This window comes from Pseudomonas sp. FSL R10-1350, assembly GCF_009600525.1.
Classification (GTDB): domain Bacteria; phylum Pseudomonadota; class Gammaproteobacteria; order Pseudomonadales; family Pseudomonadaceae; genus Aquipseudomonas; species Aquipseudomonas helleri.
This window is the reverse complement of the sequence record NZ_WIVR01000017.1, coordinates 69,868-82,653: the sequence shown is the minus strand read 5'-3', so window position 1 is coordinate 82,653 and position 12,786 is coordinate 69,868. Positions and strand designations below refer to the sequence as shown.

Annotated in this window: 16 protein-coding genes; 8 read left to right on the top strand and 8 right to left on the bottom strand. The window is 59.5% G+C overall.

Annotated features, from left to right (window positions below):
- From rluB to GHO25_RS10650, 6 genes are all read right to left on the bottom strand, one after another.
- Positions 1-988 (bottom strand): 23S rRNA pseudouridine(2605) synthase RluB (rluB, locus tag GHO25_RS10675; RefSeq protein WP_153390755.1); only part of this gene is annotated, 988 nt, incomplete at its 3' end.
- Between the two features lie 143 nt (positions 989-1,131).
- Positions 1,132-1,314 (bottom strand): DUF1289 domain-containing protein, encoded by a 183-nt coding sequence (locus GHO25_RS10670; RefSeq protein ID WP_153390754.1) that lies wholly within the window; start codon positions 1,312-1,314, stop codon positions 1,132-1,134.
- A gap of 83 nt (positions 1,315-1,397) precedes the next feature.
- Positions 1,398-2,351, bottom strand: coding sequence for an SMC-Scp complex subunit ScpB (scpB, locus tag GHO25_RS10665; protein WP_153390753.1), 954 nt, complete (start codon positions 2,349-2,351; stop codon positions 1,398-1,400).
- A 12-nt stretch (positions 2,352-2,363) separates the two neighbouring features.
- Positions 2,364-3,062, bottom strand: a complete 699-nt coding sequence (locus GHO25_RS10660) for a ScpA family protein (protein ID WP_164488149.1) — start codon at positions 3,060-3,062, stop codon at positions 2,364-2,366.
- Between the two features lie 128 nt (positions 3,063-3,190).
- Positions 3,191-3,820, bottom strand: a complete 630-nt coding sequence (locus GHO25_RS10655; RefSeq protein WP_178110058.1) for an L-threonylcarbamoyladenylate synthase — start codon at positions 3,818-3,820, stop codon at positions 3,191-3,193.
- 13 nt (positions 3,821-3,833) lie between these two features.
- Positions 3,834-4,697: a PHP domain-containing protein gene (locus tag GHO25_RS10650; RefSeq protein WP_178110057.1), complete on the bottom strand. Its 864-nt coding sequence runs from the start codon at positions 4,695-4,697 to the stop codon at positions 3,834-3,836.
- An 84-nt stretch (positions 4,698-4,781) separates the two neighbouring features.
- Here GHO25_RS10650 and GHO25_RS10645 point away from each other — a divergent pair, with 84 nt between their 5' ends.
- The 5 genes from GHO25_RS10645 (at position 4,782) to GHO25_RS10625 (ending at position 8,532) form a co-directional block, all read left to right on the top strand.
- Positions 4,782-5,384 (top strand): septation protein A, encoded by a 603-nt coding sequence (locus GHO25_RS10645; protein ID WP_048371484.1) that lies wholly within the window; start codon positions 4,782-4,784, stop codon positions 5,382-5,384.
- A 1-nt stretch (position 5,385) separates the two neighbouring features.
- Positions 5,386-5,685, top strand: coding sequence for a YciI family protein (locus GHO25_RS10640; RefSeq protein WP_048371486.1), 300 nt, complete (start codon positions 5,386-5,388; stop codon positions 5,683-5,685).
- A 63-nt stretch (positions 5,686-5,748) separates the two neighbouring features.
- Entirely contained in the window at positions 5,749-6,426 is a 678-nt protein-coding gene (locus GHO25_RS10635) for a response regulator transcription factor (protein WP_153329243.1), read from the top strand.
- Positions 6,427-6,691: 265 nt separating this feature from the next.
- Entirely contained in the window at positions 6,692-7,120 is a 429-nt protein-coding gene (locus tag GHO25_RS10630; RefSeq protein WP_153390751.1) for a Spy/CpxP family protein refolding chaperone, read from the top strand.
- An 80-nt stretch (positions 7,121-7,200) separates the two neighbouring features.
- The gene (locus GHO25_RS10625) at positions 7,201-8,532 is read left to right on the top strand and encodes a HAMP domain-containing sensor histidine kinase (protein WP_178110056.1); all 1,332 of its coding nucleotides are present in this window, start codon (positions 7,201-7,203) and stop codon (positions 8,530-8,532) included.
- A 67-nt stretch (positions 8,533-8,599) separates the two neighbouring features.
- Here GHO25_RS10625 and GHO25_RS10620 read toward each other — a convergent pair whose 3' ends face one another.
- Positions 8,600-9,160, bottom strand: coding sequence for an NAD(P)H nitroreductase (locus GHO25_RS10620; protein ID WP_153390750.1), 561 nt, complete (start codon positions 9,158-9,160; stop codon positions 8,600-8,602).
- Between the two features lie 118 nt (positions 9,161-9,278).
- On the opposite strand from GHO25_RS10620, the gene GHO25_RS10615 reads away from it, so the two are divergent.
- From GHO25_RS10615 to GHO25_RS10605, 3 genes are all read left to right on the top strand, one after another.
- Positions 9,279-10,733, top strand: coding sequence for a TrkH family potassium uptake protein (locus GHO25_RS10615; protein ID WP_048386102.1), 1,455 nt, complete (start codon positions 9,279-9,281; stop codon positions 10,731-10,733).
- Positions 10,734-10,751: 18 nt separating this feature from the next.
- Positions 10,752-11,507: an AraC family transcriptional regulator gene (locus GHO25_RS10610; protein ID WP_153390749.1), complete on the top strand. Its 756-nt coding sequence runs from the start codon at positions 10,752-10,754 to the stop codon at positions 11,505-11,507.
- 77 nt (positions 11,508-11,584) lie between these two features.
- Positions 11,585-12,478 carry a DMT family transporter gene (locus tag GHO25_RS10605; protein ID WP_153390748.1) on the top strand — a complete coding sequence of 298 codons (894 nt, stop codon included), beginning with the start codon at positions 11,585-11,587 and terminating at the stop codon, positions 12,476-12,478.
- Here the strand turns inward: GHO25_RS10605 and GHO25_RS10600 are convergent.
- On the bottom strand, positions 12,472-12,759 hold the full coding sequence (locus GHO25_RS10600) for a SelT/SelW/SelH family protein (protein ID WP_048386108.1): 288 nt from the start codon (positions 12,757-12,759) through the stop codon (positions 12,472-12,474). The two genes, GHO25_RS10605 and GHO25_RS10600, sit on opposite strands and share 7 nt — an antisense overlap.
- Positions 12,760-12,786 lie beyond the last annotated feature (27 nt).

The following is a 12,786-nucleotide window of genomic DNA, read 5'->3' as shown; positions in this document are numbered from 1 at the left end:
GACGGGCAGACTCATCACGGGCCGGACGACCTGGACGCTCACCTTCGATGTGCGGCTGGCGCGCTGGACGTGGCGCAGCCGGCTCACCATTGGCCGGACGCAAGGTGCGTGCAACACGGTCAGCACGCGGCACCGGGCGTGACGACTTACGCTGCATACGCTCAAGCTTGTCTTTGCTCTTGGCGTTCATTTCAGGCAGGGCAACCGGCGTGAGGCCGACTTCAGCGCTGAGAATGTCGATTTCGTACTGGCTCATTTCGCGCCAGCGCCCCATCGGCAGGTCAGAGTTGAGGAATACCGGACCGAAACGCACGCGCTTCAGACGGCTGACCACCAAGCCCTGAGATTCCCACAAACGACGTACTTCACGGTTACGGCCTTCCATCACCACGCAGTGGTACCAATGGTTGAAGCCTTCACCGCCTGGCGCTTGCTTGATGTCGGTGAAACGCGCAGGGCCGTCTTCCAGCACCACGCCCGCCTTGAGGCGTTCGATCATTTCGTCATCGACTTCGCCACGCACACGTACCGCGTATTCACGGTCCATTTCGTAGGAAGGGTGCATCAGGCGGTTAGCCAGCTCACCGTCGGTGGTGAACATCAGCAAGCCGGTGGTATTGATGTCGAGACGACCGATGTTGATCCAGCGGCCTTCTTTTGGACGCGGCAGCTTGTCAAACACAGTCGGACGGCCTTCCGGGTCGTCACGGGTGCAGATTTCGCCGTCGGGTTTGTTGTACATGATCACGCGGCGCACCGATTCGGCGGCCTCTTCACGCTTGATCACCTTGCCATCGATGGAGATGGCGTCATGCAGATCTACGCGCAACCCAAGGGTTGCATCCTTGCCATTGACCTTGATGCGGCCTTGGCTGATCCAGCTTTCTACGTCGCGGCGCGAGCCGACGCCGATACGGGCGAGTACTTTTTGCAGTTTTTCGCCTGCCGGGCCAATTTCCTGGCTGTCTTTAGGGTCTAGATCACTCATCTGGGCACCTCCCGGTGTGTCAACTCAGGCGTGGCCTGAGGTGTTAAAAATTAAGCCCTGCTGCTCGAACGAGCGCGTGGGGTCGCGAATCATACGCGGATGTTGGCCATTGCGCATCAATGTCGGGTGATGAAGGCGTCGACTTACTTCTTTTTCCGCCGGCCGGTGGCCTTCAGGGTCTTCAAACGCAGGGCGGCTTCGGCCAGCACGGAACGTTTTTCATCCTTGTCGAGTTTCTTCCAGCTTTTGATTTCACGCTTGCTGCGCCCGCAGCCGATGCAGATGTCATCGGTGAATTTGCAGAGGCTGATGCAGGGGTCTTTCATGGTGGAATCTCTCAAAATCCCTGCAGGAGCGAGCTTTTAAAGATCAAAAGCTCGCGAGCAAGCTCGCTCCTACAAGGGGTGTGTCAGTCTTCGAGATCGCGGCGCTCCTGTTCGATAGCGTCGGCCAGGGCGCGGGCCTCGAGTTCTTCTTCACTCAGTGTGGCCCGCGCTTCCAAGGCCGCTACGGCAGCACGCAAACGATCACGCGCCAGTTCCGCCGCGCTGAGCCGTGGCTCGACCTCAGGGTGCGGTTCTGGCTCAGGTTCTGGTGTTGGCTCTGGCTCTTCACTTGCCGCTTGCAGCTCTTCGCTGACCGCTGCATCTTCCCTCAACAAGTCATCAAAGTCAGTTTTAAGACCTTCTTCCATCGAGTCCAGTTCCACCAGCAGGGTGCGGAAGCTGGTCTCGTCCTTGGGCTCTTCAGGCTCCAGGCTTTCGTCTGCCAGGGCTTGCAGGTGCTCGGGCACAGGGGCGTCGTCGAAGTCGAGGATCGGGTCTGGCTCCAGCTCGCGCAATTCGGCCAACGGCGGCAAATCGTCAAGGTTTTGCAGGTTGAAGTGGTCCAGAAACGCCTTGGTGGTCGCAAACATCGCCGGTTTGCCCGGCACGTCGCGGTAGCCCACCACGCGGATCCATTCGCGCTCCAGCAGGGTTTTAACGATGTGGCTATTGACCGCCACGCCGCGCACGTCTTCGATCTCGCCACGAGTAATCGGCTGGCGATAGGCAATCAGCGCCATGGTTTCGAGCATCGCCCGTGAATAGCGCTGCGGGCGCTCTTCCCACAGGCGCCCGACCCACGGCGAAAACTTCTCGCGGATTTGCAGACGATAGCCCGAGGCGACTTCCTTGAGTTCAAAAGCGCGGCCATCGCACGACTTGCGCAGCACATCGAGGGCCTTTTTGAACACGGGCGGTTCAGGCCGTTCGCTCTCGTCAAACAGCTCAAACAGTCGCTCCAGGCTTTGCGGCTTTCCAGAGGCCAACAAAAAGGCCTCCAGCAGCGGTGCCAGTTCGCGGGGTTCAGTCAAATTCATGGTTTCAGCTCTTTATTCGGCTCGCGCCCGCACGTGGATTGCCGTGAAGGGCTCATTTTGCACCAACTCGACCAGCGACTCTTTGACCAGCTCAAGAATGGCCATAAAGGTCACGACCACGCCCAAACGCCCTTCTTCTACGGTGAACAGCTCAACAAACGGCACAAAACCGCCGCCTTTGAGACGCTCAAGTACTTCACTCATGCGCTCTCGCGTGGACAGGGCTTCACGGCTGACCTGATGGCTTTCAAACATGTCGGTACGGCGCAGCACTTCGGCCATGGACATCAGCAGCTCTTCTAGCGCGACGTCCGGCACCAGCTTGCGCGCCCGTGCTTCGGGGGCATCGAGTTTGGGCACGATGATGTCGCGCCCTACCCGGCTCAAGCCATCAATGCCTTCCGCTGCCGCCTTGAATCGCTCGTATTGTTGCAAGCGGCGGATCAGTTCGGCACGCGGGTCGCCTTCTTCCTCTTCGACCTCGGCCGAGCGCGGCAGGAGCATGCGTGACTTGATTTCGGCAAGCATCGCGGCCATCACCAAATACTCGGCGGCCAGCTCCAGACGCACGGTTTTCATCAGCTCGACATAGCCCATGTACTGGCGGGTAATTTCCGCCACGGGAATGTCCAGAATGTCGATGTTCTGTTTGCGGATCAGGTACAGCAGCAAGTCGAGCGGGCCTTCAAAGGCGTCAAGAAACACCTCCAGCGCATCCGGGGGGATGTACAGGTCCATCGGCATTTCAATAACGGCCTGGCCATAGACCATGGCAAACGGCAGTTCTTGCTGGGCACCGGCTTGCTCATCAACCGTTTCTACTACGTCCAGGTCTGACATCAGGCCTCGACCATAAACGGCGTCGGGTCACCACAACCTACCCGTACGATTTCGGGTTCGTCATTAACCAGATTAATCACGGTCGAGGCCTTATTGCCGCCAAAACCGCCATCAATAATCAGGTCGACGTGTTTTTCCAGCACATCGCGAATGAGGTACGGGTCTTCCATCGGCTCGGTTTCACCCGGCAGGATCAGCGTGACGCTCATCAGTGGCTCGCCCAGTTCTTCGAGCAATGCCAGGGCAATGGGATGCTGCGGCACGCGCATGCCAATGGTGCGACGCTTGGGGTGCAGCAACAAACGCGGAACGTCACGGGTGGCGTTGAGGATGAAGGTGTACGGTCCCGGCGTGTGCGTCTTGAGCAGACGGAACACCTCGGTATCAACCTTGGCAAACAAGCCCAGTTGCGACAAACCCGAACACATCAAGGTGAAGTTGTGTTTGTCATCCAGGTTACGCAGGCGCTTGATCCGCTCGATCGCAGACTTGTCGCCCATCTGGCATCCCACTGCGTAGGACGAGTCGGTGGGGTAGATCACCACGCCACCCTTGCGGATGATCTCGACTGCCTGTTTGATCAGGCGCGGCTGCGGGTTTTCCGGATGGATCTGGAAAAATTGACTCACGTTATGTTCCTGTTCAGTCGGTGGCAGCAGGCTGGTCATATTTGAATCGACACCACAATGGCGGCAGATCTTCCGGGACGGGGCGATATTCGCCGATCTCGGACCAACCTCCAGGGCCATGAAAATCACTGCCGGCGCTGACCAGCAGACCAAATTCACGCGCCAGAATCGCCAGGCTGCCCACCTGATCGGCAGGTTGGTAGCCATTGACGACCTCAATCGCGTGACCTCCCGCTTGAATATAGTCGCCAATCAGCCGACGTCGCTTGCTGCGCGTGAAATCGTAGTGCGACGGGTGCGCCAGGCTCACCCAGGCACCGGCTGCACGCAAGGTGCCGACAGTCTCTTCAAGGGTTGGCCAATGCTGTTTGACGTCGCCCAGCTTGCCAGCGCCCAGCCATTTGCGGAACGCATCGGCGCGGTCTTTGACGTACCCGTCCTCAACCAGGTAGTCGGCAAAGTGCGGACGGGCCGGGGCATTGCCGCTGTCGCCCAGGCCTTGTTGAATGGCCCGCGCGCCTTCCAGCGCGCCGGGCATGCCTTTAAGGGCGAGCTTGCGGCTGATTTCTTCTGCGCGCAGCCAACGGCCTTCGTGCAGTTTGGCGATGGCCTCAAGCAAGGCCGGGGCCTGAGTATCAAACCCGTAGCCCAGTACATGAATAGTCGCGCCACCCCAGGTACACGACAATTCAATGCCGTTTATCAGCGTCATGTTCAAGGCCAGCGCCGCCGCGCGGGCCTCTTCGAGGCCTTCAAGTGTATCGTGATCGGTCAGGGCCAGGACTCGCACACCTTTCTCGAACGCACGCGCAACCAGTGCCGCCGGCGCCAAAGCGCCATCAGATGCCGTGCTATGGCAATGCAAGTCTATTTCCACGGGGATTTAATAACCTCTAGCTGACGCTTTCGCTGTCATTGATGTTTGTTATTATGCCGCCACATCCTGCTTCTGGCTGCCACTGTGAAACAATTCATCGACTTCATCCCGCTGTTACTGTTTTTCGTTGTCTACAAAATCGAACCACGCGTCGTTGATTTCGCCGGGCATAGCCTGACGGTCGGGGGCATCTTCAGCGCGACAGCAATGTTGATCCTCAGCTCGGTGGTGGTTTACGGCATTCTGTTTATCAAGCAGCGCAAGCTCGAAAAGAGCCAGTGGCTGACCCTGATCGCCTGCCTGGTATTTGGCAGCCTGACCTTGGCCTTCCACAGCGAAACCTTCCTTAAATGGAAGGCGCCGGTGGTGAACTGGCTGTTTGCCGTGGCATTTGCCGGTAGCCATTTCATCGGCGACAAGCCGCTGATCAAACGCATCATGGGCCACGCGCTGACCCTGCCGGATGCCGTCTGGACGCGCCTGAACCTGGCCTGGATCGGCTTCTTCCTGTTCTGCGGTGCGGCCAACCTGTTTGTGGCCTTCACTTATCAGAGCATTTGGGTCGACTTCAAAGTCTTCGGCAGCCTGGGCATGACCGTGCTGTTCCTGGTTGCTCAGGGTATTTATCTGTCGCGCCACCTGCATGACACCGATTCTGCACCGACCAACACCAAATCCGAGGACTGACATGCTCTACGCAATCATTTCCACCGACGTTGCCGACTCCCTTGAAAAACGCCTGGCCGCACGCCCGGCGCACCTTGAGCGCCTGCAAGCACTGCAAAAAGAAGGCCGTGTCGTTCTGGCTGGTCCGCACCCGGCCATCGACAGCAATGATCCAGGCCCGGCCGGTTTCACTGGCAGCCTGGTGGTCGCCGAGTTCGACTCACTGGTAGCTGCCCAGGCCTGGGCTGACGCGGACCCTTACGTGGCTGCTGGCGTATACGCCAATGTCATCGTCAAGCCGTTCAAGAAAGTCCTGCCCTAATCGCGATATTTGTTGCCGGTCGCCGACGCGCAAAGCGTCGGCACTGGCTAAATCGAGTAAGACATGAGCGACCTGTTACTGATAGATGATGACCAGGAGCTGTGTGAGCTTCTGAGCAGTTGGTTAAGCCAGGAAGGCTTCCAGGTACGCGCTTGCCACGACGGCCTGAGCGCCCGCAAGGCGTTGCTCGAGGCCAGCCCCGATGCGGTGGTGCTGGACGTGATGCTGCCCGACGGCAGTGGTCTGGAGCTGCTCAAGCAACTGCGCAACGACCACCCTGACCTGCCCGTGCTGATGCTGTCGGCCCGTGGCGAACCGCTGGACCGTATTCTCGGCCTCGAACTGGGCGCCGATGATTACCTGGCCAAACCCTGTGACCCTCGCGAACTGACCGCCCGCTTGCGCGCTGTCTTGCGCCGCAGCCACCCGGCCGCCGTGTCCACCCAACTGGAACTGGGCGATTTGTGTTTCAGCCCGGTGCGGGGCGTGGTCACCATCGACGAACATGACATTCCCCTGACCGTATCTGAAAGCCGCCTGCTTGAGGCGTTGCTGCGCCAGCCCGGCGAGCCGCTGGACAAACAGGAACTGGCGCAAATTGCCTTGGGCCGCAAGCTGACCTTGTACGACCGCAGCCTCGACATGCACGTGAGCAACCTGCGTAAAAAGATCGGCCCCCACCCCGATGGCCGCCCACGCATCATGGCCCTGCGCAGCCGCGGCTATTTTTATAGCGCATAAGAACCTGTAGTCGCTGCCGAGGCACGAGGCTGCGATGGGGTGCGAAGCGGCCCTTGGCGATGGTCTTGCGACCCACATCGCAGCCTCGTGCCTCTGCAGCGACTACGGGGTTTGAGCAAGGCTGAGTGTTGTGTTGATGACACTATGTAAACCTCACCCCAAAACGTCTTTACCTAAGCTTTACGCTCGACTGACAGCCATTGACCTTGATCTCCCTAAACTGGGCGCATCCGGATTCACCGGAACCGTACTAAGGAGACACACCATGCGTAAGACTCTAATTGCTCTGATGTTTGCTGCAGCCCTGCCAACCGTCGCAATGGCCATGCCTGGTGGTGACGGCCCAATGGGTCCACGTCACGGCGGTGAGCACGGTCGCGGCGATGCCCCTTACAGCCAACTGGACCTGAGCCGCGAACAGCGCCAGCAGATCGGCAAGTTGATGGCCGAGCAAATGCACGAACGTAAACAACTGGTTGAGAAGTACCTGGAAAAACTCCCGGCGGCTGACCAAAAGGCACTGAAAGACGAAATCGCTGCCAAGCATCAGAAAACCCAGAGCGATATTCGTGCGCTGCTCAAGCCTGATCAGCAAAAAACGTTCGATGAGATGCAAAAAAAACGCGCTGAACGCCAAGCAGAATGGAAACAGTTCAAGGAGTGGAAAGCTCAACAGGCTCCAAAAGCGCAATAATCTAGTCTGTTACCAAGCCCAACGCCCCCCCCGGTAGTTGGGCTTTGGTCGTTTCAATCATTTACCTGTGAGGAATTACTGTGCGTTCACTGTTTTGGCGGATTCTGGCCAGTTTTTGGCTGGCGATAGCCTTGGTCGCAGGGCTCTCGATTCTGTTGGGGCATATGCTTAATCAGGACGCCTGGATCCTCAGTCGCCACCCCGGCCTGCATAATCTGGCGCAACAGTGGACCGAACGTTTTGAAACCCAAGGCCCGGACGCCGCGCAGGATTTCCTCGAACGGCGCAAGCGTCGTTATCACATTGACGTCCAGGTGCTTAACGAAAGTGGCGATCCGGTGGTGGAAGGTACCTTTCCACGCCGCGCTGCGGTTTGGGAAGCCCGACAGGGGCGCGGCAAGGAGCAACTGCCATGGCGCCGCCTGACCGTCGAGTACACCAGCCCCAAGACCGCCGAAACCTACTTGCTGATTTACCGCATTCCGCACCCGGAACTGGACGCCTGGCATCGCCAAAGCCTGATCTGGCCGCTGAGCGCGCTGGGGATTGCGCTGGTGGTGCTGACCTTGTTCAGTTTGCTGGTCACGCTGTCGATCACCCGCCCGCTGAGCCGCTTGCGCGGGGCCGTGCACGATTTGGGGCAAGCCACCTATCAGCAAAACAGCCTGGCGCAACTCGCATCACGCCGTGATGAATTTGGTGTGCTGGCAACTGACTTCAACCGCATGGGTGCCCGCCTGCAAAGCTTGATCGGCAGCCAGCGCCAACTGCTGCGCGATGTGTCCCATGAACTGCGCTCACCGCTGGCACGTTTGCGCATCGCGTTGGCGTTGGCCGAACGGGCCGGGCCAGAAGAACGCGAGAAGCTCTGGCCGCGCCTGACCCGCGAGTGCGATCGCCTTGAATCCTTGATCAGCGAAATTCTCGCGCTGGCCAGGGTTGATGCCGATCAGGCGAGCGCCGAGCCCATTGAGCTGAACCCCTTGCTCGCCACGGTCCAGAAAGACGCCTCACTGGCCGCCCCCGAACAACGAGTGCAGCTCAATGCCGAGCCTGACCTGAGCATCAGCGGTTGGCCGACCATGATCGAACGCGCCGTGGATAACCTGCTGCGCAACGCTCAGCGCTTCAACCCGCCAGAACAACCGATTGAATTGACCGCACAACGCTCGGGCGACCACATCGCCATCAGCGTGCGCGATCACGGCCCTGGGGTGGCTAAAGAGTATTTGGCGCATCTGGGCGAGCCATTTTTCCGGGCACCGGGCCAGACGGCGGCAGGGCACGGATTGGGCCTGGCGATTGCCCGCCGTGCGGCAGAACGCCATGGCGGCAGGTTGTTGCTGGACAATCACCCGCAGGGCGGGTTTGTTGCCACGCTGGAGTTGCCGTTGGAGCCTAATGCCACTTAGCAGGTTTGATTCGCGATCTTTTAAAGGTCAAAAGATCGCGAGGCAAGCTCGCTCCTGCAGTAAACGCTTAGGCTGACCAGGCTTTGACGAATTCGGCGCTGTTCACTTTTGGTGCATCACGCAGTTCGTTCTGCGGGGTGCCCAGGTACAGGAACGCAACCACTTCTTCGCCGTCTTCCAGACCCAGGCCCTTGGCCACGTGAGCGTTGTAGGACAGCTCGCCAGTACGCCACACCGCGCCAATGCCTTGGGCAAACGCGGCCAGTTCAATGGCGTGGGCAGCGCAACCGGCGGTAATTAACTGCTCGGACTTCGGCACTTTGAAGTGCTCCTGCAAACGCGCCACAACCACTACCACCAACGGCGCCCGCAATGGCATGGCCCGCGCCTTGTCCAGTGCCGCCTGGGTCACTTCGCCGCCCTGCCCTTGCACCGCTTGAGCCAGGATTTCACCCAGTTGATTGCGCGCTTCACCTTCAACCGTCAAAAAACGGTAAGGCCGCAGCTGACCGTGATCCGGAGCGCGCAAGGCGGCCGCGAACAAGACTTCACGTTGCTCGGCCGTCGGCGCAGGGTCCAGCAAGCGCGGGGCAGATACACGGTTAAGCAAAGCGTCGAGAGCCTCCATTGGCCACCTCCTGAAGAAAATGTGCGGCTATTCTAACGGTATCCATCGAAAGTCTGGCGGTTTACATCGCTCAGACCACAGGTAGAATGGCGCCCCCCTTCAATCCCGAGCTGATTTCATGGCACTGCCGACTTTACGCATTATCGGTTTTGTAATCGGCATCTTCCTGATTACGCTCGCGGTCAGCATGTCTGTGCCGATGCTGACGCTGGTCATTTTTGACCGCATGAGTGATCTGCCGTCCTTCCTGTGGGCCAGCCTGATCACCTTCGTCGCCGGTCTGGCACTGGTGCTGCCCGGCCGTCCGGAGCAGGTGCACCTGCGCCCGCGGGACATGTATCTGCTCACGGTCTCGAGTTGGCTGGTGGTGTGCATTTTTGCTGCGCTGCCGTTTTTGCTGACGCAGCACATCAGTTACACCGACTCATTTTTCGAAAGCATGTCCGGGATTACCGCCACCGGCTCCACGGTGCTGAGCGGGCTGGACACCATGACGCCGGGTATTTTGATGTGGCGCTCGATGTTGCACTGGCTCGGCGGCATCGGCTTTATCGGGATGGCGGTGGCCATTCTGCCGTTGCTGCGCATCGGTGGTATGCGCCTGTTCCAGACCGAATCGTCTGACCGTTCAGAAAAAGTCATGCCGCGCTCGCACATGGTGGCGCGCTTGATTGTCGCGACTTATGTGGGCATCACCATTCTCGGCAGCCTCGCGTTCTGGTGGGCGGGCATGAGTGTGTTCGACGCGATCAACCATGCCATGTCGGCGATTTCCACTGGCGGGTTTTCAACCTCGGACCAGTCTCTGGCCAAGTGGACGCAACCGGCGGTGCACTGGGTGGCCATTGTGGTGATGATTCTCGGCAGCCTGCCTTTTACCTTGTATGTGGCGACATTGCGCGGCCATCGTCGGGCATTGTTCAAGGATCAACAGGTTCAAGGGTTGCTCGGGCTGCTGGTGGTGACCTGGTTCGTCATGGGCACCTGGATGTGGTGGACCACCGACATGTCATGGTGGGACGCCTTTCGTCATGTGGCGCTAAACGTTACGTCGGTGGTGACCACTACAGGCTTTGCCCTGGGCGACTACAGCTTGTGGGGCAACTTCTCGCTGATGCTGTTTTTCTACCTGGGTTTTATCGGGGGTTGCTCGGGCTCGACGGCGGGCGGAATCAAGATTTTCCGCTTTCAGGTTGCCTATATTCTGCTCAAGGCCAACCTTAACCAGCTGATTCACCCCCGTGCGGTGATCAAGCAAAAGTACAACGGGCACCGCCTCGACGAAGAAATCGTGCGCTCGATTTTGACCTTTTCGTTCTTCTTCGCCACCACCATCTGCGTGATTGCACTGGCATTGTCACTGCTTGGCCTTGACTGGATGACCGCCCTCACCGGCGCCGCCAGTACGGTGTCTGGCGTGGGGCCGGGGCTGGGTGAAATCATCGGCCCGTCGGGCAATTTCTCCAGCTTGCCGGATGCCGCCAAATGGATTCTGTCTTTTGGCATGTTGCTTGGGCGTCTGGAGATCATTACCGTGTTTGTATTGTGTGTTCCGGCATTCTGGCGGCATTGATTCAATCAGAGGTTCAGCATGGGCCAAATCCTGTCACTGCGTCATTACCGCCAGGACGTGATCGCGCACAGCCATGAGCATGCGCAGCTGGTGATCAGCTTGTCCGGCCTGCTCGACTTCGAAGTCGACGGCCGGGCCAGCCTGTTGCGCCAACAGCACCTGATGGTGATCCCGGCTGGGGCCCATCATATTTGCGGCAGCGAACAAGGCAGCCAGTGCCTGGTGCTCGATGTACCGGGCCAGGACTGGCTCGGCGAGTCGCTGGGCAGTCACGCCGACGCCAGCCGCCGCTTGCTCGACAACGCCGGGCACTTGAGCCTCGACGCCAATCAACACCAACTGGTGAGCTGGCTGGCCGCCAGCCCGGTGAACGACCCCTTGATCGCCCGGCAAGGCGCGATCCTCTTGCTGGCAAGCCTGAACAACGCTGTCGAGCCGGTAACTGCAAACCGCCTGCCTTTTGCCGCACTGGATGCCTATATTGAGCAAAACCTCGCCTACCCGCTTCAGGTCATGGATCTGGCGCGAGTCGCAGGTTTGTCCTGCGCGCGTTTACACAGCCGCTTCGTCAGTGAATGCGGGCTGACGCCCATGGACTACATTCGCCAGCACCGCCTGAACACGGCATTGCAGCTTTTGCGCCACAGCGCCCTGCCCATGGGCGAAGTGGCCAGCCGGGTCGGCTACGCCTCGCAAAGCGCCTTCAGCGCGGCCATGCTGCGAGCATTTGGCGCGTCACCGTCGAGGCTGCGCCGCGAGTCTGGCGACAACTGACGCGAGTCTGGCGACAGACACTACCCAGGCCCACAGCCTAGACTGCCTGCCTTGCCTGTATCGACTTAAGGACTGCAATGACTCCGCGTACCGCCTTGGGCGCCCTGCATATTGGCGCACTGATGTTCGGCCTGACCGGCGTGTTCGGCAAACTCGCCGCCGCGTCAGCTTCCATTATTGTGTTTGGCCGGGCCGGTTTCGCGGTGCTTGCACTGGCCTTCTTTGCTGCACTGGCCAAAAGCACGCGCTGGAAAAAACTGGCACTGCGCGATGCGCGTAACCTGCTGATCAGCGGCTTGCTGCTGGCCGGGCATTGGGTGAGTTTTTTTGTTTCGGTCAAAATTGCCGGGGTGGCGATTGCGACCTTGGGCTTTGCCAGCTTCCCGGCATTTACCGTGATCCTCGAAGGGCTGATTTTCCGCGAGCGCATCCGCCTCAATGAGGTGATTCTGGTGTTGCTGGTCAGTATCGGCCTGATTCTGGTGACCCCCAGCTTCGATCTGGCCAGCCAGGCCACCGAAGGGTTGATCTGGGCCATTGCCTCGGGCCTGCTGTTTTCGCTGCTGTCGCTGAATAACCGGGCCAACAGCGGACGCGTGCCAGCGGTGCAGGCAGCGATGTGGCAAAACGCAGTGGTCGCTTTGTGCCTGCTGCCTTTTGCGGCACCGGGCCTGAGCGAAGTTCGACCGATGGACTGGCTGTGGATCGCCTTGCTCGGGGTGTTCTGCACCGGCGTGGCCCATAGCCTGTTTGTCGCCAGCCTGGCGGTGATCAAGGCACGCACAGCGGCCGTGGTCTTCGCTCTGGAGCCGGTGTACGGCATCACCCTGGCGTGGCTGATATTCCACGAAACCCCGACGCTGCGCATGCTGGTTGGCGGGGTGTTGATCATCGTCGCGATTGTGGTGTCGAGCCGCCTCAGCAGCGGCCCGACGCCGAAACAAGCCGTGCTCGATTCAGCCGCTCACTGAACCCGGTCGTTGTGCCCCAAATCACGCTGCGGGTCGATCTGATCGCGGACCCGCTGCTTGAGCACCTTGGCTTCGGGAAAGCCGCCGTCGGCCTTGCGCTCCCAGATCTGCACGCCGTCACAGGTAATGCGAAACACCCCACCGGTGCCCGGTTCCAGCGCCACTTGGCGCAAATCGTCAGCAAATGTACTGAGCAGCTCTTGCGCCAACCAGGCCGCCCGGAGCAACCACTGACACTGCGTGCAATAAGTGATGACAATTTGCGGCTTGCTGGCAGACATGTTTCTAAAACTCCTGGGGTTAAAGGC